This window comes from Pseudomonas sp. B15(2017) (assembly GCF_002113215.1).
Taxonomy (GTDB): Bacteria; Pseudomonadota; Gammaproteobacteria; order Pseudomonadales; family Pseudomonadaceae; genus Aquipseudomonas.
Genome location: NZ_NEJZ01000006.1, coordinates 58,115 through 77,399, shown reverse-complemented (window position 1 = coordinate 77,399; position 19,285 = coordinate 58,115). Strand labels below are relative to the sequence as shown.

The following is a 19,285-nucleotide window of genomic DNA, read 5'->3' as shown; positions in this document are numbered from 1 at the left end:
ACGACTTTTTTAAAATTTCTTAAATTAATTCCGTCGCTTACGAAATCCGGGGGTTATTCGGCTGGCGGAACGTAGCCTTCGGCCTGAGCGTATTCCTCGCCGGAGAAGTACTTGTCCATTTCGCCCTGAAGAAATTTGCGGTCTTCGGCGTTCATCATGTTCAGGCGTTTTTCGTTGATCAGCAGGGTCTGGTGTTTCTGCCAGTCGGCCCAGGCCTTGGCCGAGACGTGTTCGAAAATGTCCTGGCCCTTGGCGCCCGGGTACGGTGGGCGCTCCAGACCTTCGAGTTGTTCTTTGTATTTGCGGCACATTACGGTGCGGGTCATGTCGACTCTCCTGCATTCAAGACGGCGGCCGCGCGTTCGAGCAAGGTCTTGACCGGGGCGGCGAGGCCCAGGCGCGGCGGGGTGGCGAGGTTATACCAGAGCCAGTCGGCCTCGGCCACGTGACCGCCGACCTCCTGCACCTGAACCAGCCAGGGTTCGATGGACAGCTGGAAGTGGCTGAATGTGTGGACAAGGCTCGGCAGCGCCTGCTGCTCGCCCAGTTCCAGCGAGTGCTGCGCGGCGAGGTGTTGCAGGTCGTCGAGGTCATCGAGCTCCGGCAGGCTCCACAAACCGCCCCACAATCCGCTGGACGGTCGACGATAAAGCAGAATTGCGCCGTTCTCGTTGGCCAACAGCGGCATCAGCGTGCGTTTCTGCGGGATGGCCTTGCGCGGCTTGGGGATCGGGTAACGCGTCTCCAGGCCGAGCAGGTGCGCTTCACAGCCCTTTTTCAGCGGACACAGCAGGCAGCTCGGTTTACTACGGGTGCACAGCGTGGCGCCCAGGTCCATCATCGCCTGGGTGTAGGCGTTGACCCGATCCTGCGGCGTGAAGCGCTCGGCGTTGGCCCACAGCTGTTTCGCGACCTTAGGCTCGCCGGGGTAGCCTTCTTGCGCGGTAAAGCGCGCCAGCACCCGTTTGACGTTGCCGTCGAGAATCGGCGCACGCAGGCCCATGCTGATGCTGGCGATCGCGCCGGCCGTGGACAGGCCAATGCCCGGCAGTTCGGTGAGCTTCTCGACATCCCGGGGAAACTCGCCGCCGTACTGGCTGACGACGATCTTCGCGGTCTTCTGCAGATTGCGCGCGCGGGTGTAGTAACCCAGGCCCGTCCACAAGTGCAGCACTTCATCCTCCGGCGCTTCGGCCAGGGCTTCGACCGTCGGCAGCGCGGCCATGAAGCGGTCGAAGTAATTGAGCACGGTGCTGACCTGGGTCTGCTGCAACATGATCTCGGACACCCACACCCGGTACGGGTTGATGTTCTGTTGCCAGGGCAAATCATGGCGGCCGTGGCGGTCGAACCATTCCAGCACCGCCGTGGAAAACTGCTCCGCTCTCATCGCTTGAACAGCCCCTTCAATGCGTTTTTCAGTTCCGGGCTGACTTTGTCGCCCAGTTTCTCGTCGATTTTTTCGCTGAGCTTGTCGCCGGCCATTTTGGTCGCGACCTGGCCCAGGCGCTCGTTGTCCACGCGGCAGGCCTTGGCGCCCAGTTCCAGCGGGCCACGGCAGCGCAGCGGCCATTCGATGCCGACGAACTTCTCGCCGACCTGGCAGGCCGGATCCGGCATGGCACTGGTATCGCCTTCGACGATGATGCCGACGCGGTAATCCATGCCCAGCACCTTGAGGTCGATATCGCCGTCACCGTTGACGCTCATGCCGGGGATGCGCACTTTCAAGTCCGGGTTGCTGGCCACGCCGTTGCGGAAGGTGAGGTTGCCCTTGAGTTCCTGGAACGGCGTGTCCTTGCCGCGCGGCTCACCGCTCAGGGATTTGCGGTTGAGCGTGGCGATGCCCTTGCACAGTTGCTGCTCAAGGTTGGCGTTGAGCAATACGCCATTGTTGATCACAAAACTGGCGTTGCCGTTGAGGGTGTCGATCAGCGCCTGCTGGCTGTTGCCGCTGCCGGTGACGGTACTGGTGAGATTGACCAGACCTTTGACCGGCGGATTCTTGCCCTGGCTTTCGAGGATTTTCTCCACCGGCACCCGGTTGATCCGGGTTTGCAGGTTCAGCACCGGCGCTGTCTGGCGCACATCCAGCGTGCCCTTGGCTTCGAAGTCGCCGTTGTACAGCTCGCCGCGCAGATTTTCCAGGGTCAGCAGGCCGCCCTGGCCGGTGGCTTTCAGTGCGGCGTTCTGGATCGGCAGCTTGTCGAGGGTCAACTGGCCGAAGGTCAGGTCGGCGTTTACGTCGAGTTTGCTCAGGCGCTCAACCGGGAACAGGCGCTCGGTGCTCCAGGCGCTTTTGCTCGGTTTTTCCGGCAGCGGTGTGCTGCCGGCACCGGCCATCGCATCGGCCTCGGTGTTGGCAACTTCGGCCTGGCGGACCTGGGTGGCGTTGTTGGCTTTCTCCGATTTCGGCGGCAGGTAGCGGTCGACATTGAAGGTGTCGGCCTTGAGGATCGCCCGCAATGATTGTTTGGCAAAGTCTTCGACGGCGATGCGGCCGCTGAAGCTGCTGTCGTCGAGTTTCAGGTTGATGTTGTCCAGCGAAACGCTGGTCGGCGTCGCGGCGACACGGCTGACCAGTTCAACCTTGCTCAGGCTGCCTTCTGCCATGGCTGGCAAGGTCTGACCGATGCTGTCGACGAATTTCGCCAGGTCGAACTGGGCAATGGAAATCCCGCCGGTGATCTGTGGCGTCTTGTCCAGGTCGTTGGCTTTCAGCTCGCCCAAGGCACGCAGCTGATTGACCGACAGCTTGATGCCGGTCCATTCGGCGACGTTGGCGGCCTTGTCCAGCAACAACTGGCCTTGGGCGGCGAAGGTCACGGTTTTGCCTTGCAGCGGATCGCCGGCGACTTCGCCGGAAAGCTTAAGGTCTTCGAACTTGTAGCGTTGCAGGGCGCGCTCGAAGCGCAGCTCGCCGTTAAGCTCGGTGCGCACCCGCAGCACTGGCTGATTGGTGCCGAGAAATGCGGTGGCCTTGACCGGGATGTTGGTCGAATCGTGGACCGCGCCGGTGCTCAGCTGAATGCTTTCGGCGCTGAATTGCTTGCCGGTCAGCTCGTCGTTGTATTCCACGCGGGCGTTGTTGACGGTCAGGCTGTCGATGTCGAGGCGGATCGGCTGGGCCGGTTTTTCCGGTTGCGGGGTGGTCTCGGGTGCGGTTTCGGCGGTGGTGGTCGGTGCCGGTGTGCTGCCGGCCTTGGGCGGCACCTTGCCGATGTCTTCCCAGTTGCCATGACCATTCTTGTCACGATTCAGGCGCAGGTTCAGGCCTTCGACGCGCACATCGCTCATCTGGACTTCGCGGCGCAGCAGCGGCAACACGCGCACGGACAGGCCGAGCATCTGTAGGTCGGCAAACGGTTCGGCAGGCTTGGCCAGAGTAGCGACGCTGGCCTCGTGCAGTTCCAGGCCGAGCCACGGGAACAGGCTCCAGCCGATGTCGCCATTGAGCGTCAGCTCGATGTGGGCCTTGTCGCGGGCAATCTGGCGGATCTCGTCTTTGTAGTCGTTGGGATCAAACAGGTGGGTCAGGGCGAAGCCCGCCGCCACAATGATCAGCAACAGCCCGAGAAGTACCAGACCCAGGATTTTGCCGAACGCTTTCATGGGCGAGTCCTTGTAAGTAGTCGAATTCGTGATTTAGCCGGGGAGTATAGCGCTGCATCAACCCTCGCTGTTGCGGTGCCCCGTCAGCCCGCTGAACCGTGATGTACAGCGCTTCGACAACGATCGGCATCGGGGTTCCCCGGCGTCAGGAGATCAGATGACCCAAAAAAGGTGATGTCAGTTTGGTTTTTCTGTCACGTGCAAATGGTAACCTTCGCCCGTTCGTCCGCCCATCTGCGACTTAACGTCGCGCTTTCAAGGAGCTTCACCCGCAAAAAAACGGTCATGCCTGCGTGCATAAAGGCCGGGGGTGAGCAGTGGCTGGCGAACCATACTAATAATTGGGGGATACATAATGAGCACGACCATTACGGCGGACGGCTTCAAAGCCGATCAGCCCGGGTTCCTGTCCAAGGAACGCATCATCGCCAAGCCCGGTTTCAACCGTTGGCTGGTTCCGCCGGCCGCTCTGGCCATTCACCTGTGCATCGGCATGGCCTACGGCTTCTCGGTGTTCTGGTTGCCGCTGTCCAAGGCGCTGGGCGTGACCGCTCCGGTGGCTTGCGCACCGGACATGAGCTTCATTGCACAAGTCTTCTCGTCGCAATGCGACTGGCCGATCTCCATGCTCGGCTGGATCTACACCCTGTTCTTCATCTTCCTCGGCTGCTCGGCAGCGATCTGGGGTGGCTGGCTCGAACACGCAGGCCCGCGCAAGGCTGGCGTTGTATCGGCTCTGTGCTGGTGCGGCGGTCTGCTGATTTCTGCGCTGGGGATCTATACCCACCAGATCTGGCTGATGTGGATCGGCTCCGGCGTGATCGGCGGTATCGGTCTGGGCCTGGGCTACATCTCACCGGTCTCGACCCTGATCAAGTGGTTCCCGGACAAGCGCGGCATGGCGACCGGCATGGCGATCATGGGTTTCGGTGGCGGCGCGATGGTTGGTGCTCCACTGGCAACCGCATTGATGAGCCACTTCGCTTCGCCGACTGGCGTGGGCGTATGGCAGAGCTTCGTGGCCATGGCTGCGATCTACTTCGTGTTCATGATCGGTGGCGCGTTGGCCTACCGCGTTCCGCCAACCGGCTGGAAGCCTGAAGGCTGGACCGCGCCGGCGAAAAAAGCATCGAACGCGATGATCACCCACCGTCACGTTCACGTGAACGTGGCCTGGAAGACCCCGCAATTCCGTCTGGTGTGGCTGGTGCTGTGCCTGAACGTGTCCGCCGGTATCGGCATCCTCGGCATGGCTTCGCCGCTGTTGCAGGAAGTGTTCGGCGGCAAGCTGCTGGGCAACGACCTGCCGTTCGGTCAACTGGACGCCGGTCAACTGGCTTCCATCGCTGCCATTGCAGCCGGTTTCACCGGTCTGCTGAGCCTGTTCAACATCGGCGGTCGCTTCTTCTGGGCGTCGTTCTCGGACTACCTGGGCCGCAAGAACACTTACTTCGTGTTCTTCGCACTGGGTTTTGCGCTGTACGCGCTGATCCCGAATCTCGGTCACCTGGGCAACGTTGCGCTGTTCGTGGCGGCGTTCTGCATCATTCTGTCGATGTACGGCGGTGGTTTTGCGACCGTGCCGGCGTATCTGGCCGACCTGTTCGGTACGCAAATGGTCGGTGCGATCCATGGTCGTCTGCTGACTGCCTGGGCCGCCGCCGGCGTGCTGGGTCCGGTGCTGGTGAACTACCTGCGTGAGTATCAGCTGAGCATCGGCGTTGAACGCGCCGCCGCTTACGACATCACCCTGTACATCCTCGCCGGCCTGCTGGTGCTGGGCTTCCTGTGCAACCTGCTGGTGCGCCCGGTGGCCGACAAGTACTTCATGACCGACGCCGAACTGGCTGCCGAGCAGGCGCTGGGCCACGACAAGGGTGCTGACGCCAGCACCGTGCTGGAGTGGAAAGCCGCGCCGGGCAGCAAGCCACTGGCGATCGCTGCGTGGCTGGTGGTGGGGATTCCGTTGGCGTGGGGTGTGTGGGTGACCCTGCAGAAGACGGCGGTTCTGTTCCACTAAGACGCTGAAATTGCCGGCCTGATATCTCAGGCCGGCACCAACACCTGTGGGAGCGAGCTTGCTCGCGAAGAGGGTAGATCAGTCGACATCGTTGTCGGCTGACCCACCGATTTCGCGAGCAAGCTCGCTCCCACATTTGTTTTCAGGCTGCCTGTAATGGCTTGTATGGACATGTCTACCCGCGACGGCCGGGGGTTCTATCCGTCAGTCATTGCACCTCTCGTGTTTCTGTTTCGGCCCCGCGCCCCTATAATGGCTGCCTTTTTCGCCCAATGATTTTGCGGAGCTGGTGATGGCCGAACGTAAGGCGTCTGTCGAGCGCGACACTCTGGAAACCCAGATCAAAGCCTCGATCAACCTTGATGGCACCGGAAAGGCCCGATTCGATATCGGTGTTCCTTTTCTTGAGCACATGCTGGACCAGATCGCCCGTCACGGGTTGATCGACCTGGATATCCAATGCAAGGGCGATCTGCATATCGACGACCACCACACGGTGGAAGACGTCGGTATCACCCTCGGCCAGGCCTTCGCGCAAGCCATTGGCGACAAGAAAGGCATCCGTCGCTACGGCCACGCCTACGTGCCGCTCGATGAAGCGCTGTCGCGCGTGGTGATCGACTTCTCTGGCCGCCCGGGCCTGCAGATGCACGTGCCGTACACCCGCGCCACCGTCGGCGGCTTCGACGTCGACCTGTTCCAGGAATTCTTCCAGGGCTTCGTCAACCACGCGTTGGTCAGCCTGCACATCGACAACCTGCGCGGCACCAACACCCACCACCAGATCGAAACCGTGTTCAAGGCTTTCGGCCGCGCGCTGCGCATGGCCGTCGAGCTGGACGAGCGCATGGCCGGCCAGATGCCTTCGACCAAAGGCGTCCTGTAATGCAGACCGTTGCAGTTATCGATTACGGCATGGGCAACCTGCACTCGGTGGCCAAGGCCCTCGAGCACGTCGGTGCCGGCAAGGTGCTGATCACCAGCGACGCGGCAGTTATCCGCGAAGCCGACCGGGTGGTTTTCCCCGGCGTCGGCGCGATTCGCGATTGCATGGCGGAGATCCGTCGCCTCGGTTTCGACTCGCTGGTGCGTGAAGTCAGCCAGGATCGTCCCTTCCTCGGCATTTGCGTCGGCATGCAAGCCTTGCTCGACAGCAGCGAAGAGAACGACGGCGTCGACTGCATCGGCCTGTTCCCGGGCGCGGTGAAGTTCTTCGGCAAAGACCTGCATGAAGACGGCGAACACCTGAAAGTCCCGCACATGGGCTGGAACGAAGTGAAGCAGGCGGTGGATCACCCGCTGTGGCACAACATTCCGAACCTGGCGCGCTTCTACTTCGTGCACAGCTACTACATCGCCGCCGGTAACCCGCGGCAGGTGGTCGGCAGCGGTCATTACGGTGTCGATTTCGCTGCGGCGCTGGCCGAAGGTTCGCGTTTCGCCGTGCAGTTCCACCCGGAGAAGAGCCATACCCATGGCCTGCAATTGCTGCAGAACTTCGCCGCGTGGGACGGTCGCTGGTAAATGGCCGTCAAGAAATCCAGGCCGCCGATCCTGACCCTCACGCCTGAGCAGGAGAGTGAGGCCAACCGCAAGATTCAGCGGTTCATGGAGGATCGTTTCGAACTGGACCTGGGTTCGTTCGAGGCGGCGGAAATTCTTGAGCTGTTTACCCGCGAAATTGCTCCGCACTATTACAACAGGGCGATTTTCGATGTGCAGACCCACCTCAAGGAGCGGTTTGAAAGCATTGAAAGCGACCTGTGGGCGCTCGAGAAAAACTGATTTCCGAGCCAAGCTGAACATTCAAATTTGAAGGTTTGCCAGATGCTGATTATTCCCGCTATCGATCTCAAAGACGGTGCCTGCGTACGTCTGCGCCAGGGCCGCATGGAAGATTCCACAGTGTTCTCCGATGACCCGGTGAGCATGGCTGCCAAGTGGGTGGAGGGCGGTTGCCGCCGTCTGCATCTGGTCGACCTGAACGGCGCTTTCGAAGGGCAGCCGGTCAACGGCGAAGTCGTCACCGCAATCGCCAAGCGCTACCCGACCCTGCCGATCCAGATCGGCGGCGGCATCCGTTCGCTGGAAACCATCGAGCACTACGTCAAGGCGGGCGTCAGCTACGTGATCATCGGCACCAAAGCGGTGAAGGATCCGGCGTTCGTCGCTGAAGCCTGCCGCGCGTTCCCGGGCAAGATCATCGTTGGTCTGGACGCCAAGGACGGTTTTGTCGCCACCGATGGCTGGGCTGAAATCAGCACCGTGCAGGTCATCGACCTGGCCAAGCAGTTCGAAGCCGACGGCGTGTCCTCGATCGTTTATACCGACATCGCCAAAGACGGCATGATGCAGGGCTGCAACGTTCCGTTCACCGCTGCACTGGCGGCTGCCACCAGGATCCCGGTGATCGCTTCCGGCGGCATTCACAACCTGGGTGACATCAAGTCGCTGCTCGACGCCAGGGCGCCGGGCATCATCGGCGCCATCACCGGCCGGGCGATCTACGAAGGCACTCTCGACGTCGCCCAAGCGCAAGCTTTCTGCGACTCGTACCAAGGCTGAGGACTGACCATGGCGCTGGCCAAACGCATCATCCCTTGCCTGGACGTGGATAACGGTCGGGTCGTCAAAGGTGTGAAATTCGAGAACATCCGTGACGCCGGCGATCCGGTGGAAATCGCCCGTCGCTACGACGAGCAGGGTGCCGACGAGATTACCTTTCTCGACATCACCGCCAGCGTCGATGGCCGTGACACAACACTGCACACCGTCGAGCGTATGGCCAGCCAGGTGTTCATTCCGCTGACCGTCGGCGGTGGCGTGCGTACCGTGCAGGACATCCGCAACCTGCTCAACGCCGGTGCGGACAAGGTCTCGATCAACACCGCTGCCGTGTTCAACCCGGAATTTGTCGGCGAAGCGGCGCAGCATTTCGGCTCGCAATGCATCGTCGTTGCCATTGACGCGAAGAAGGTTTCGGGCCCGGGCGAAACCCCGCGCTGGGAGATCTTCACCCACGGCGGCCGCAAACCGACCGGCCTCGACGCGGTCGAGTGGGCGAAGAAAATGGAAGGCCTGGGTGCCGGTGAAATCCTCCTGACCAGCATGGATCAGGACGGCATGAAAAACGGCTTCGACCTCGGCGTGACCCGCGCCATCAGCGATGCGCTGGGTATTCCGGTGATCGCGTCCGGCGGCGTCGGCAACCTGCAGCATCTGGCTGACGGCATTCTTGAAGGCCACGCCAGCGCGGTACTGGCGGCAAGTATTTTCCACTTCGGCGAATACACCGTTCAGGAAGCCAAAGCCTACATGGCTCATCGCGGTATCGTAATGCGTTAAACATCCATACAGGCCAGTGGACAGCATGGCGTACCCAAGGCACTCTTGGGCACGCCATGGATTTCGGTAGCCCGACATGATCAAACGCCTGCTTCTCGCTCTCGCCAGTGCCTCCGTGTTGTTGATCAACACCGGCCACGCCGAAGTAAGTCCCGACACCGATCTGGTGCTTCTTACCGAAAACTTCCCGCCGTACAACATGGCGAAGAACGGCAAGAATTTCGCCCAGGATGAAAACATCAACGGCATCGCCACGGACATCGTGCGCGAGATGTTCAAGCGTGCCGGCATCACTTACAGCCTGACCCTGCGCTTCCCTTGGGAGCGGGTCTACAAACTGGCGCTGGAGAATCCCGGTTACGGTGCGTTCGTCATGGCGCGCCTGCCGGATCGCGAAAAACTCTTCAAGTGGGTCGGCCCGATCGGCCCGGACGACTGGGTCATGCTGGCCAAGGCCGACAGCAAGATCACCCTCGAAACCCTCAATGACGCGCGCAAATACAAGATCGGCGCCTACAAGGGCGATGCCATCGCCGAGACGTTGACCAAACAGGGTCTGAAGCCGGTGGTGGTGCTGCGCGATCAGGACAATGCCAAAAAACTTGTCAGCGGCCAGATCGACCTGTGGGCCACCGGCGATCCTGCCGGCCGTTATCTGGCGCGGCAGGATGGCGTGATCGGGCTGAAAACCGTGCTTCGCTTCAACAGTGCCGAACTGTATCTGGCGCTGAACAAGGACGTACCGGATGCAACCGTTGCCAAGTTGCAAGCTGCGCTGGATCAGATGCGCAAGGATGGCGTGGTCGACGAGATCATGGGGCGATATCTGTAACCGCTGCGGGTTCAGCCGGTGGTTGCGGTTTAACTGCGACCTCCGCCACCGGCGGCTCTTCAGGCTCTTTTGCCGGTTCAGTGACGGTCGGTTCCGCGGGTTCTTCGAGCGGTTCCTTCACGCGTTCGAGTTCAGGCTCGACCGGGCAATCCGTCATATGCAGGCTGTCCATGTCGGTAAAGCTGAAATGACCTTCCACTTGTGAGCCGTCTTCGCGCAACAGTCGATAGTCGCTCTGCAAGACGTAAACCGCCGCGAACCGGTTTTTTGCAACGAGTGCGATGACCTCTGCGTCCGAAGAGTTCACCCATTCGAAAGGTTCTGACTCGGCGTTGAAGAAGCTGTTGTGCAATTTGGCCGAGCAGATGATGACAGGCTCAGGTAAAGACCTGCTTGGTGACCATTGATCGCCGATTTCAATACCTGTGTTACGGCAGAACTTGCGCAACGTCTCCCAGGACTGGGTACGGCCGGCCTTCGATTTGAGCGCTCGGTTCATGTCTGTACTGTTTTGCCCCTGGCCGACAAGCAAATAGCGATCTGTTCTCTCCAGGCTGTAAAACGGTGAGGTGCGCAGTTGTTCAAGGTTTGCCATGAGTGAGTCGTTTACCGCGAACCACGGCAACTGCACCACTCGTGTGATCTTCGCTGGTGTAAGGGCGGCAGAGGCATCGTGCCCGGTGAGTACGGGGGCGGCTGGTGGTGACTCGACCTGAAGGGGAATCTGCATCCGCAAGGCATAGGCGATGACTGGCGACGCAGGCTTGCCGTAGCCGTTTTCGCCAATGAACGTGCCCGGAGCAAAGTAGATTTCCCCTGCGGGCGCTGCGGGAGGCTTGACGCTCCAGGCGCTGAAATCGCGGTCGGCTCCGCTGCCCTTGTCGCTCCAGATCAGGTCGCCGGTACTGGCGGCGATCACCAGGTCGGTGCGCACACAACGAACGGCATTGAAGGACGGCTTGCTGCGGTCGTTGGAGCACACCAGCCCGAGAGCCACGTAACCTTGCGGAGGGATCGGCCGCCAGACAGAGCAGTCGCCGTTGGCGTTCGAGCCGATATCGTTCCAGACGAGTTGGTAATCATCCGGCCTGCTCAGTGCAGGACCTTTGCCCGGCTCGGTATTTTGCAGATCCCCCTCGCGGACGACAGCCATCACCTTCTTATCGTTGATGTTGTCTCGTCCGGCGACAACGAGATCACCCAACGGAAAATAACCGGGTAGCAGGTCGGGAGCCGGTGTCGGACGCCAGAAACTGCCGGGTTTTGACTTCGAGCCGGTGTTGTCCCAGATCCGGTGGAACTCGGTGGTGAAATTGATCAGCAGGTTTTCAACCGCTATGGGTTCCATCTGCCGAACAGGCAAATGAAGATTGGTTTGGGTGTTCATGATTGATCCCGAATAAAGAAACGGCTCGGTGTGGCCGCGACGGGTCTCAATATCCGGGTAGCGAGGGGGCTGGCTGCGGTATCTATCTATCGCTTCGTGACAGCTTGTTACCGATAAACGCCGTCTTTCCCATGAGCGGCGGTGGCCCGATTGCTGCGCACGCTGATCATCTGCTTGATGTCGATCCACTCGATGCCTTGAGCTTTCAATTTCGGCAGCTCGCGCTCCAGCACGGCCAGGGTCTGCGGATAGGGATGGCCGATCATCACTGCCGAACCCTGTTTGTGCGCCAGGCTGATTGCGGTCTGCAATTGGGTCAGGATCGCCGCTTCGGTGCGCTCATCATCGAGAAACACATCCCGCGAAACGCTCGCCAGATCGATCTTCTGCGCCTGTTGCGCTGCGACGGTCTGCGCGCTGGTGCGACTGTCGACGAAGAATTTGTGGCGGCGCTGCAACTCGCCCATCAGCCACGCCATCGCCACTGGTTGAGCGGTCATGCGGCTGCCCATGTGGTTGTTGATACCCGCGGTGTACGGGACCATTTTGAACGCGGCGTTCAGCCGTTTTTCCAGCTCTTCGATCGGCAGTTCGGGATGCCAGGCGAACGGACCGGTGGCCGGGTCCATCGGCATGTGCAGGATCACGATCTTGCCGGCGCGATGGGCTTCGCGGGCGAATTCGGTGGCGTGCGGGGTGTCGGGCATGATCGCCGTGGTCACCGGCCCGGGGAGGGCCAGCACGCGGCGATCCCGGGGCAGGTTCTGCCCCAGGTCGTCGATGATCAGTGTCAGGTAGGCTTTTTGAGGTGTTGGTCTGGCAGGTTCTGCATGAGCAGCACCCGCCAGACAGCACAGCAGGACGAAGATAAAACGCAAAGACATCCTCAACGGCCGGACGTGATGCTCAGGCCTTTGAGCAGGCTCAGGGCCTGGGCCAACTGGTAATCGTCATCCTGCGGCATCGCCTTGGCCTTGCCGCCCGAACCGGTTGGACGGTCCGCGCCGCCGTTGCCGTTGCCCAGGTGACCTTGCAGGTCGGCTTCCTTGAAGTAGTCGCCGTCTGCCTCGTTGGTGATCTTGGCCTTGCGTACCTCGATGTCCGGGACGATGCCCTGGGCCTGAATCGAGCGACCGTTCGGCGTGAAGTACAGCGCAGTGGTGATCTTCAGCGCGCGGTCGTTGTTCAGCGGCAGCACGGTCTGCACCGAGCCCTTGCCGAAACTGGTGGTGCCCATGACCACGGCGCGTTTCTGATCCTGCAGGGCGCCGGCGACGATTTCCGAGGCCGAGGCGCTGCCACCGTTGATCAGCACAACCATTGGCACCGCTTCGCTTTCGTCCTTGCCGGTGGCGGAGAAGCGCAGTTCGGAGTTGGCGATCCGACCCTTGGTGTAGACGATCAGGCCTTTGGTGATGAAGTGGTCGACCACTTCCACCGCTGCCTGCAACACGCCGCCCGGGTTGTTGCGCAGGTCGAGGATGATGCCGTTGAGCTTCTTGCCGTTGTCCTTGCGCAGTTTGGCCAGGGCCTTGGAGACCTCTTCGCCGGTCTTGACCTGGAACTGGGTGATGCGGATCAGGCCATAACCCGATTCCAGCAGTTGCGCCTTGACGCTCTTCACCTGAATCACGGCGCGAGCAAGGGTCACGTCGAACGGCGTGCCGCCGTCGCGAACCAGGGTCAGGGTGATCTTCTGGCCGATCTTGCCGCGCATCTTGTCCACGGCTTCGGTCATGGTCTGGCCACGGGTCGGCGCGCCGTTGATCTTGACGATGAAGTCGCCGGCCTGGATGCCGGCCTTCGACGCCGGCGTGTCGTCGATTGGCGACACGACCTTGATGAAGCCGTCTTCGGCGCCGACTTCGATGCCCAGGCCGCCGAATTCACCGCTGGTGCTTTCCTGCAACTCGGCGAAATCCTCGGGACCAAGGTAGGCGGAGTGCGGATCAAGGTTGCTGAGCATGCCCTTGATCGCGTTTTCAAGCAGGGTCTTGTCGTCCACCGGTTCGACATAGGCGGCCTTGATCCGGTCCATGACCTCGGCAAAGGTGCGCAACTCTTCCAGCGGCAATGGCGCCTTGGAGGTCGCGGCAGTGCCTGCCGGAGCGACAGCCGGGGCCGGTTGAGCGGCAAACGCCAGAGGCGCGCCGATCACCAGGGCGATCGTCAGGGCCAGCGAGGTAAGGCGGGACAAATGCAGCATGTCGAACGAACTCCTAATTTAGGTTGCCCGCGCTTATCCTTGCGCGCGGCACCATTGCGCCGGATCACTCGGGTGACCCTGCTGACGAATTGCGAAATACAGCGCCGGAGTGTCCTGGCCGCCACTGTTACCCACAGTGGAGATGGACTCGCCGGCCTTAACCACGTCACCCGCCGACTTCAGTAGCGTCTGGTTGTGACCGTAAAGACTCAGAAAACCGTTGCCGTGGTCGAGGATCACCAGCAGCCCGGCGCCGCGCAACCAGTCGGCAAACACCACGCGCCCGCCGTGTACGGCATGCACCTGGCTGCCGGCGGAGGCGCTGATCATCACGCCGTCCCACTTGGTGCGGGCATCGTCGCCACGGGTTTCGCCGAAGCGTGCCAGCAGTCGACCATCAACGGGCCATGGAAGTTTTCCCCGACTAGACGCAAAAGGGCCACCGAAGGTCTCGCCGCCGCTGGACACCAGGGCGCCGGGAGTCGATCTGACCGGTTTGCGTGGGGCGTCGGTGTTTTCCGCCTCGGCCTCACGCAAGCGCTTTTTTTCGGCTTCCTGCTGGGCGATGAGCGCTTTCTGCCGCGCTTCTTCTGCCTCACGGGCCTGGCGGGCCAGGGTTTCCTCGATGGTTTTAAGGACTTTAGACAGGTCTGCCTGATCCTGCTCGCGGGCGGCCAGTTTCTGGTCCCGGGCTTTCACGTCTTCATTGAGTTTGGCGAGGGCCTGCTGGCGCTCCTTGCGGACCTTGTCGAGCGCTTCGCGCTGAGTGTCGAGATCGCTTTGCTGCGCCAGCAATTGCGCCTGCTGCAAGCCGATGTCCTTTTCGACATTGGCCAGTTGGCGCAAGGTTTCGTTGAAGCTTTTCAGCTGCTCCAGGCGAGCCTGGCTCAGGTAGTCGTAATAGGTGAGGGTGCGGGCGAATTTCTCGGGGTTCTGCTGGTTGAGCAGCAGCTTGAGGTATTCCTGGCGACCATTCTGGTAGGCGGCGCGGGCCTGGATGGCGATCAGTCGCTGCTGTTCAGTGCGCGCGCTCTGGAGTTTTTTTTTCTCCGCATCGAGCCGCTGCAGCTCGGATTCGCTCTTTTTCAGCTCTTTTTGCAGGGCTTCGACCTGTTTCTCGAGCTTGCCCATCTCGGTTTCAGTGCCCTTGAGCTCCTTTTGCACGCCGGATTTTTCTTCCTGGAGCTTGCCCAGCAGTTTTTTCAGCTCGGCGATGTCCTGGCGCGTGGCGTCCAGTTGCTGTTGGGTTTGCGCGCGCTCATCCGCGAAGGCCGGTTGGAGCAGGCATGTCAGAGCGAGGGCGATCAGGACGCGAAGCATAGAGGCGGGCGGCACCAGGGTAAGGGACGGCCTAGTATGCCCGCCCGACGCGGCAAAAAAAACGCCCAATTGGGACTGTGTGATAACTGGGGTGCCGGACAGAGTGAAATCCTCTTTGAAAACCCCACAAACCAATGTGGGAGCGGCTTGCCCGCGATGGCGTCTGAACATTCAACATAGTTGTTGGCTGTCAGATTGCTATCGCTGGCAAGCCAGCTCCCACAGGGTTTTTCAGTGTTTTGACGGGCGATTACACCAGAATCGAAGTCCCAGTCATTTCCGCCGGTTTTTCCAGGCCCAGCAGTTTCAGCATGGTCGGCGCCACGTCCGCCAGCACGCCGCCTTCGCGGACTTTCAGATCACGCTTGCCGACATAGATGAACGGCACCGGCTCGGTGGTGTGCGCGGTGTGCGCCTGGCCGGTGGATTCGTCGGCCATCTGTTCGACGTTGCCGTGGTCGGCGGTGATCAGCGCTTCGCCGCCGACTTTTTCCAGGGCTTCGACGATACGGCCGACGCAGGTGTCCAGGCATTCCACGGCTTTCACCGCGGCTTCGAACACGCCGCTATGGCCGACCATGTCGCCGTTGGCGTAGTTGACCACGATCACGTCGTAGCGCTGATTCTCGATGGCCTCGACGATGCGGTCGGTGACTTCGGGCGCGCTCATTTCCGGCTGCAAATCATAGGTGGCGACTTTCGGCGACGGGATCAGAATGCGCTCTTCGCCCGGGAACGGCTCTTCACGACCGCCGGAGAAGAAGAAGGTCACGTGGGCGTATTTCTCGGTTTCGGCAATGCGTAGCTGGGTCTTGCCGTTTTTCGCCAGGTAGTCGCCGAGCACGTTTTCCAGGCTGCCCGGGGCAAAGGCGGCGGGGGCCGGGATGCTGGCGGCGTATTGGGTCAGGCCGACGTACTGCACTTTTGGCTGGCGTGCGCGCTCGAACTCCTTGAAGTCGTCTTCGACAAACACACGGCTCAGCTCGCGGGCACGGTCGGCACGGAAGTTCATGAACACCACGGCGTCGCCGTCTTCGACTTTTACCGGCTCACCGATGCTGGTGGCTTTGACGAACTCGTCGCTCTCGCCACGGGCGTAAGCGGCTTCCAGACCTTCCTGGGCGGTGGCGGCGCTGAATTCGGCTTTGCCATCAACGATCAGGTTGTAGGCCTGAGACACGCGATCCCAACGGTTGTCGCGATCCATGGCGTAGTAGCGGCCGATCAGGCTGGCGATGCGGCCCTTGCCGAGCGCCTGGAAGGTCGCGTCGAGCAGTTCGATCGACGACGCGGCGCTTTTCGGCGGCGTGTCACGGCCGTCAAGGAAGGCGTGCAGGTAGATTTTCTCGGCGCCGCGCTTGAAGGCCAGTTCGGCCATGGCGATCAGGTGATCCTGGTGGCTGTGAACACCGCCGTCTGACAGCAGCCCCATGAAATGTACGGCCTTGCCGGCGGCCACGGCCTTGTCCACGGCGGCGCAGATGGTCGGGTTCTCGAAGAACTCGCCATCGCGGATCGCTTTGGTCACGCGCGTGAAGTCCTGATACACCACGCGACCGGCGCCGAGGTTCATGTGGCCGACTTCGGAGTTGCCCATCTGGCCGTCCGGCAGACCGACGTCCATGCCGCTGCCCGAGATCAAGCCGTTCGGCACGGTGGCCCACAGGCGATCCAGCACAGGCTTTTTGGCCGCATAGACGGCGTTGGATTCGTGGCTGTCGCTGTGACCGAAGCCGTCGAGAATCATCAGGACCAAAGGTTTAGGCGTGGTAGTCATGGAATCCACTCGTGGCTAATAAGAAGAGGGCGATGGAAAAGGGAGTTGGAGTTTAAAGCGAAGTTCCGGCGGCGTCACCGCCGGACGGGGTTTGGCCGACCATAGTGGCTGTGTATACTGGCCGACATTTTAACGCCCTGGAACCTCCTTCGATGGTTGCTCACCTGATTGAATTTGCCACTAACCACTACATTCTTGTCGGTATCTTCGTCGTACTGCTGGCTTTGCTGCTGGCGCATACGGTGCAGGGCGGCGGTAAAAGCCTGAGCACGGGCGAGCTGACCGCACTGGTCAACAAGGAAGCCGGCGTGGTCGTGGACATCCGTCCGAGCAAGGAATACGCCGCCGGTCACATCGTTGGCGCGGTGAACATTCCCCAGGACAAACTGGCTGCCCGTATCGGCGAGCTGGAAAAACACAAGGCCAAGACCATCATCCTGGTCGACGCCCTGGGCCAGACCGCCGGCACCCACGCCCGCGAGCTGATGAAGGCCGGCTTCACCGCCGCCAAGCTGTCCGGCGGGATTTCCAGCTGGAAAGGCGACAACCTGCCGTTGGTGAAGTGACATGAGCAACGTCATCGTCTACTCCAGCGATTACTGCCCTTACTGCTCGCGCGCCAAGTACCTGCTCGCGAACAAAGGCGTGGCCTTCGAAGAGATCAAGGTCGATGGCAAGCCGCAGGTGCGCGCCGCCATGGCCCAGAAGGCCGGACGCACGTCCGTGCCGCAGATCTGGATCGGCGACACCCACGTCGGCGGATGTGACGATTTGTACGCCCTGGAGCGCGCCGGCAAGCTCGACGCGCTGCTCAAGGCCTGACCTGCTGCACGCTCTACCGAACACCAAGAACCCTAAAAGACCCGAGATCAGAAAGGATCTGAGATGACTGACCAACAGAACACTGCAGCCAGCGAAGAAGAAACCGCACCGCAATTCTCCTTGCAGCGCATCTACGTACGCGACCTGTCCTTCGAAGCCCCGAAAAGCCCGGCGATCTTCCGCCAGCAGTGGGATCCGGCGGTCGCTCTGGATCTGAACACCCGCCAGAAAGCCCTGGAAGGTGATTTCTACGAAGTCGTGCTGACCCTGTCCGTCACCGTGAAAAACGGTGAAGAAGTCGCCTTCATCGCTGAAGTGCAACAGGCCGGTATCTTCCTGATCAAGAACCTGGACGCGGCTTCGATGAGCCACACTCTGGGTGCGTTCTGCCCGAACATCCTGTTCCCGTACGCTCGCGAAACCCTGGACAGCCTGGTGACCCGTGGTTCGTTCCCGGCCCTGATGCTGGCCCCGGTGAACTTCGACGCCCTGTACGCGCAAGAGCTGCAGCGCATGCAGGAATCCGGCGAGACTCCGACCGTTCAGTAAGCGGTGGATGCAACAACGAAAAAAGCGCCGTTACAGGCGCTTTTTTCTTGGGCGATCGTTCTCGCGTTGATCGTTCCCATGCTCTGCGTGGGAATGCCTCTGGGGACGCTCCGCGTCCAGTGACGCGGAGCGTCACGGGCTGCATTTCCACGCGGAGCGTGGGAACGATCCAGGACTGGCGCGTTACTTGAAGTCGTTCTGCCGCCACGCTTCGTATACGGCCACTGCCACGGTGTTGGACAGGTTCAGGCTGCGGCAGCCTTCGCGCATCGGCAGGCGCAGGCGCTGTTCGCCCGGCAGGGCGTCGAGCACCTCCGGTGGCAGGCCGCGGCTTTCCGGTCCGAAGATGAACGCATCGCCCGGGACGAACGCGGCATCGTGAAACGGCCGCGAGCCTTTCGTGGTGAAGGCGAACAGCCGTGGATGACCGAGGCTTTCCAGGCAGCTGGCCAGGTCGGCGTGGCGTTGCAGCGTGGCGTACTCGTGGTAGTCGAGACCGGCACGACGCAGGCGCTTGTCGTCCATCTCGAAGCCCAGCGGTTCGATCAAATGCAGGTGGCAGCCGCTGTTGGCGCACAGCCTGATAACGTTGCCGGTGTTCGGTGGAATTTCCGGTTGAAAAAGGATGACGTGAAACATGCACGGCTCCGAAGGTAAAGATGACGCGCATTCTACGCCGCAAGCGGATCCGCGTTCGAAACTATTCCCGCGGGTGATGGCTTCGCTGGCGATCGTCGGTGTGATGGTCGGGATGATGATCGGCCGTTTGACCACGCCTGACCCGACCGTTTTACAGCAGGTCGAGGTGATCGATGGGGGGCTGGCGGTCTGGTTCAACAACGAGCCGAAGCTGCACGGCGAGATCGTCGATGGCAGCGTTGCGTTGCTGTTCGAGGCCGAAGGCAGGGTGCAGAAAGGACAGCTCAAGTTCAACGGCAGGGACGTGAACTGGCGGACGCGCTTGAGTGACGGGGGATTGTTGCTGACGCTGGTGGCGGCGCGGCCGCTGCAGGGCGACTGGGCCGGCCAGGCGGTCGATGACCGCTGGCGGCTGGAGATCCATCTCCGGGAGCAATAAAAGAGGGAATCCCCGGCCTGCCTGTACCAAGGTTCCCGAAACGGGCGGGCTCATCGCATCGCGTTCTGAGCCGGTGTAAAGAAGGAACCCCTGACCTGCCTGTATCAAGGGCCCCAAAAGGGTGGACTCGATGAGTCCGGTGTAAAGAGGGGAATCCCCGGCCTGCCTGTACCAAGGCCCCCGAAAGGGTGGGTGAATCGAATCACCTGATGGAGTTATTGCAGGGGGCGTGCCAGGTTTTCTCGTTTTGAAACAAAAAAGCCCGACACAATGACGAAGGCCCCGTAATACGGGGCCTTCGTCTTTTCACAGGATGGGATTTTCAGCGGTTTTCAGT

Annotated in this window: 20 protein-coding genes; 11 read left to right on the top strand and 9 right to left on the bottom strand. The window is 61.2% G+C overall.

The annotated features are described in order from the left end of the window. Positions 1 to 53: 53 nt before the first annotated feature. Genes CAF73_RS11215 through CAF73_RS11205 form a run of 3 tightly spaced genes read right to left on the bottom strand, consistent with a single transcriptional unit; the run spans position 54 to position 3,612 of the window. The gene (locus CAF73_RS11215; RefSeq protein ID WP_007952551.1) at positions 54 to 326 is read right to left on the bottom strand and encodes an oxidative damage protection protein; all 273 of its coding nucleotides are present in this window, start codon (positions 324 to 326) and stop codon (positions 54 to 56) included. Then, positions 323 to 1,390, bottom strand: coding sequence for an A/G-specific adenine glycosylase (mutY, locus tag CAF73_RS11210; protein ID WP_085702710.1), 1,068 nt, complete (start codon positions 1,388 to 1,390; stop codon positions 323 to 325). Before mutY ends, CAF73_RS11215 begins: the two co-directional genes overlap by 4 nt. Then, positions 1,387 to 3,612: an AsmA family protein gene (locus CAF73_RS11205; RefSeq protein WP_085698053.1), complete on the bottom strand. Its 2,226-nt coding sequence runs from the start codon at positions 3,610 to 3,612 to the stop codon at positions 1,387 to 1,389. Before CAF73_RS11205 ends, mutY begins: the two co-directional genes overlap by 4 nt. Positions 3,613 to 3,967: 355 nt before the next feature. Here CAF73_RS11205 and CAF73_RS11200 point away from each other — a divergent pair, with 355 nt between their 5' ends. The 7 genes from CAF73_RS11200 (at position 3,968) to CAF73_RS11170 (ending at position 9,809) form a co-directional block, all read left to right on the top strand. Continuing rightward, the gene (locus CAF73_RS11200) at positions 3,968 to 5,632 is read left to right on the top strand and encodes an OFA family MFS transporter (protein WP_085611172.1); all 1,665 of its coding nucleotides are present in this window, start codon (positions 3,968 to 3,970) and stop codon (positions 5,630 to 5,632) included. Positions 5,633 to 5,924: 292 nt separating this feature from the next. Next, the gene (hisB, locus tag CAF73_RS11195) at positions 5,925 to 6,518 is read left to right on the top strand and encodes an imidazoleglycerol-phosphate dehydratase HisB (protein WP_039764670.1); all 594 of its coding nucleotides are present in this window, start codon (positions 5,925 to 5,927) and stop codon (positions 6,516 to 6,518) included. Continuing rightward, positions 6,518 to 7,156 carry an imidazole glycerol phosphate synthase subunit HisH gene (gene hisH, locus CAF73_RS11190; RefSeq protein ID WP_085698054.1) on the top strand — a complete coding sequence of 213 codons (639 nt, stop codon included), beginning with the start codon at positions 6,518 to 6,520 and terminating at the stop codon, positions 7,154 to 7,156. Before hisB ends, hisH begins: the two co-directional genes overlap by 1 nt. Continuing rightward, a complete protein-coding gene (locus tag CAF73_RS11185; protein WP_056787227.1) occupies positions 7,157 to 7,417 on the top strand; it encodes a DUF2164 domain-containing protein in 261 nt (86 codons plus the stop codon). A gap of 42 nt (positions 7,418 to 7,459) precedes the next feature. Then, entirely contained in the window at positions 7,460 to 8,197 is a 738-nt protein-coding gene (gene hisA, locus CAF73_RS11180) for a 1-(5-phosphoribosyl)-5-[(5-phosphoribosylamino)methylideneamino]imidazole-4-carboxamide isomerase (protein ID WP_085698056.1), read from the top strand. A 9-nt stretch (positions 8,198 to 8,206) separates the two neighbouring features. Further along, complete coding sequence (gene hisF, locus CAF73_RS11175; protein ID WP_007897430.1) at positions 8,207 to 8,977, top strand: imidazole glycerol phosphate synthase subunit HisF; 771 nt, start codon at positions 8,207 to 8,209, stop codon at positions 8,975 to 8,977. A gap of 76 nt (positions 8,978 to 9,053) precedes the next feature. Next, on the top strand, positions 9,054 to 9,809 hold the full coding sequence (locus CAF73_RS11170; RefSeq protein WP_085702709.1) for an ABC transporter substrate-binding protein: 756 nt from the start codon (positions 9,054 to 9,056) through the stop codon (positions 9,807 to 9,809). Here the strand turns inward: CAF73_RS11170 and CAF73_RS11165 are convergent. From CAF73_RS11165 to gpmI, 5 genes are all read right to left on the bottom strand, one after another. Then, positions 9,790 to 11,196, bottom strand: a complete 1,407-nt coding sequence (locus tag CAF73_RS11165) for a Vps62-related protein (protein WP_085702708.1) — start codon at positions 11,194 to 11,196, stop codon at positions 9,790 to 9,792. The genes CAF73_RS11170 and CAF73_RS11165 overlap by 20 nt on opposite strands. Positions 11,197 to 11,303: 107 nt before the next feature. Continuing rightward, a complete protein-coding gene (locus tag CAF73_RS11160) occupies positions 11,304 to 12,080 on the bottom strand; it encodes a divergent polysaccharide deacetylase family protein (RefSeq protein ID WP_085702707.1) in 777 nt (258 codons plus the stop codon). Between the two features lie 2 nt (positions 12,081 to 12,082). Next, positions 12,083 to 13,402: a S41 family peptidase gene (locus CAF73_RS11155; protein WP_085698060.1), complete on the bottom strand. Its 1,320-nt coding sequence runs from the start codon at positions 13,400 to 13,402 to the stop codon at positions 12,083 to 12,085. 33 nt (positions 13,403 to 13,435) lie between these two features. Further along, complete coding sequence (locus CAF73_RS11150) at positions 13,436 to 14,722, bottom strand: murein hydrolase activator EnvC (RefSeq protein ID WP_085698061.1); 1,287 nt, start codon at positions 14,720 to 14,722, stop codon at positions 13,436 to 13,438. A gap of 250 nt (positions 14,723 to 14,972) precedes the next feature. Further along, positions 14,973 to 16,499 (bottom strand): 2,3-bisphosphoglycerate-independent phosphoglycerate mutase, encoded by a 1,527-nt coding sequence (gene gpmI, locus CAF73_RS11145; RefSeq protein WP_085702706.1) that lies wholly within the window; start codon positions 16,497 to 16,499, stop codon positions 14,973 to 14,975. A 152-nt stretch (positions 16,500 to 16,651) separates the two neighbouring features. Here gpmI and CAF73_RS11140 point away from each other — a divergent pair, with 152 nt between their 5' ends. The 3 genes from CAF73_RS11140 to secB all read left to right on the top strand — a co-directional run bounded on the left by CAF73_RS11140 (position 16,652) and on the right by secB (position 17,870). Further along, entirely contained in the window at positions 16,652 to 17,065 is a 414-nt protein-coding gene (locus tag CAF73_RS11140; RefSeq protein WP_085702705.1) for a rhodanese-like domain-containing protein, read from the top strand. A 1-nt stretch (position 17,066) separates the two neighbouring features. Further along, positions 17,067 to 17,321: a glutaredoxin 3 gene (grxC, locus tag CAF73_RS11135; RefSeq protein WP_039764687.1), complete on the top strand. Its 255-nt coding sequence runs from the start codon at positions 17,067 to 17,069 to the stop codon at positions 17,319 to 17,321. 63 nt (positions 17,322 to 17,384) lie between these two features. Then, positions 17,385 to 17,870: a protein-export chaperone SecB gene (secB, locus tag CAF73_RS11130; protein ID WP_007909233.1), complete on the top strand. Its 486-nt coding sequence runs from the start codon at positions 17,385 to 17,387 to the stop codon at positions 17,868 to 17,870. A gap of 183 nt (positions 17,871 to 18,053) precedes the next feature. Here the strand turns inward: secB and CAF73_RS11125 are convergent, their stop codons facing one another. Then, on the bottom strand, positions 18,054 to 18,509 hold the full coding sequence (locus CAF73_RS11125) for a tRNA (cytidine(34)-2'-O)-methyltransferase (protein ID WP_007952520.1): 456 nt from the start codon (positions 18,507 to 18,509) through the stop codon (positions 18,054 to 18,056). Here CAF73_RS11125 and CAF73_RS11120 point away from each other — a divergent pair. Beyond that, complete coding sequence (locus CAF73_RS11120) at positions 18,508 to 18,948, top strand: hypothetical protein (protein ID WP_085702704.1); 441 nt, start codon at positions 18,508 to 18,510, stop codon at positions 18,946 to 18,948. The genes CAF73_RS11125 and CAF73_RS11120 overlap by 2 nt on opposite strands. Positions 18,949 to 19,285 lie beyond the last annotated feature (337 nt).

What these genes read in the sequence shown, in the direction of transcription:
- CAF73_RS11215 (WP_007952551.1), bottom strand. Translation starts at nt 326, where the DNA reads ATGACCCGCACCGTAATGTGCCGCAAATACAAAGAACAACTCGAAGGT.
- mutY (WP_085702710.1), bottom strand. Translation starts at nt 1,390, where the DNA reads ATGAGAGCGGAGCAGTTTTCCACGGCGGTGCTGGAATGGTTCGACCGC.
- CAF73_RS11205 (WP_085698053.1), bottom strand. Translation starts at nt 3,612, where the DNA reads ATGAAAGCGTTCGGCAAAATCCTGGGTCTGGTACTTCTCGGGCTGTTG.
- CAF73_RS11200 (WP_085611172.1), top strand. Translation starts at nt 3,968, where the DNA reads ATGAGCACGACCATTACGGCGGACGGCTTCAAAGCCGATCAGCCCGGG.
- hisB (WP_039764670.1), top strand. Translation starts at nt 5,925, where the DNA reads ATGGCCGAACGTAAGGCGTCTGTCGAGCGCGACACTCTGGAAACCCAG.
- hisH (WP_085698054.1), top strand. Translation starts at nt 6,518, where the DNA reads ATGCAGACCGTTGCAGTTATCGATTACGGCATGGGCAACCTGCACTCG.
- CAF73_RS11185 (WP_056787227.1), top strand. Translation starts at nt 7,157, where the DNA reads ATGGCCGTCAAGAAATCCAGGCCGCCGATCCTGACCCTCACGCCTGAG.
- hisA (WP_085698056.1), top strand. Translation starts at nt 7,460, where the DNA reads ATGCTGATTATTCCCGCTATCGATCTCAAAGACGGTGCCTGCGTACGT.
- hisF (WP_007897430.1), top strand. Translation starts at nt 8,207, where the DNA reads ATGGCGCTGGCCAAACGCATCATCCCTTGCCTGGACGTGGATAACGGT.
- CAF73_RS11170 (WP_085702709.1), top strand. Translation starts at nt 9,054, where the DNA reads ATGATCAAACGCCTGCTTCTCGCTCTCGCCAGTGCCTCCGTGTTGTTG.
- CAF73_RS11165 (WP_085702708.1), bottom strand. Translation starts at nt 11,196, where the DNA reads ATGAACACCCAAACCAATCTTCATTTGCCTGTTCGGCAGATGGAACCC.
- CAF73_RS11160 (WP_085702707.1), bottom strand. Translation starts at nt 12,080, where the DNA reads ATGTCTTTGCGTTTTATCTTCGTCCTGCTGTGCTGTCTGGCGGGTGCT.
- CAF73_RS11155 (WP_085698060.1), bottom strand. Translation starts at nt 13,402, where the DNA reads ATGCTGCATTTGTCCCGCCTTACCTCGCTGGCCCTGACGATCGCCCTG.
- CAF73_RS11150 (WP_085698061.1), bottom strand. Translation starts at nt 14,722, where the DNA reads ATGCTTCGCGTCCTGATCGCCCTCGCTCTGACATGCCTGCTCCAACCG.
- gpmI (WP_085702706.1), bottom strand. Translation starts at nt 16,499, where the DNA reads ATGACTACCACGCCTAAACCTTTGGTCCTGATGATTCTCGACGGCTTC.
- CAF73_RS11140 (WP_085702705.1), top strand. Translation starts at nt 16,652, where the DNA reads ATGGTTGCTCACCTGATTGAATTTGCCACTAACCACTACATTCTTGTC.
- grxC (WP_039764687.1), top strand. Translation starts at nt 17,067, where the DNA reads ATGAGCAACGTCATCGTCTACTCCAGCGATTACTGCCCTTACTGCTCG.
- secB (WP_007909233.1), top strand. Translation starts at nt 17,385, where the DNA reads ATGACTGACCAACAGAACACTGCAGCCAGCGAAGAAGAAACCGCACCG.
- CAF73_RS11120 (WP_085702704.1), top strand. Translation starts at nt 18,508, where the DNA reads ATGCACGGCTCCGAAGGTAAAGATGACGCGCATTCTACGCCGCAAGCG.
- CAF73_RS11125 (WP_007952520.1), bottom strand. Translation starts at nt 18,509, where the DNA reads ATGTTTCACGTCATCCTTTTTCAACCGGAAATTCCACCGAACACCGGC.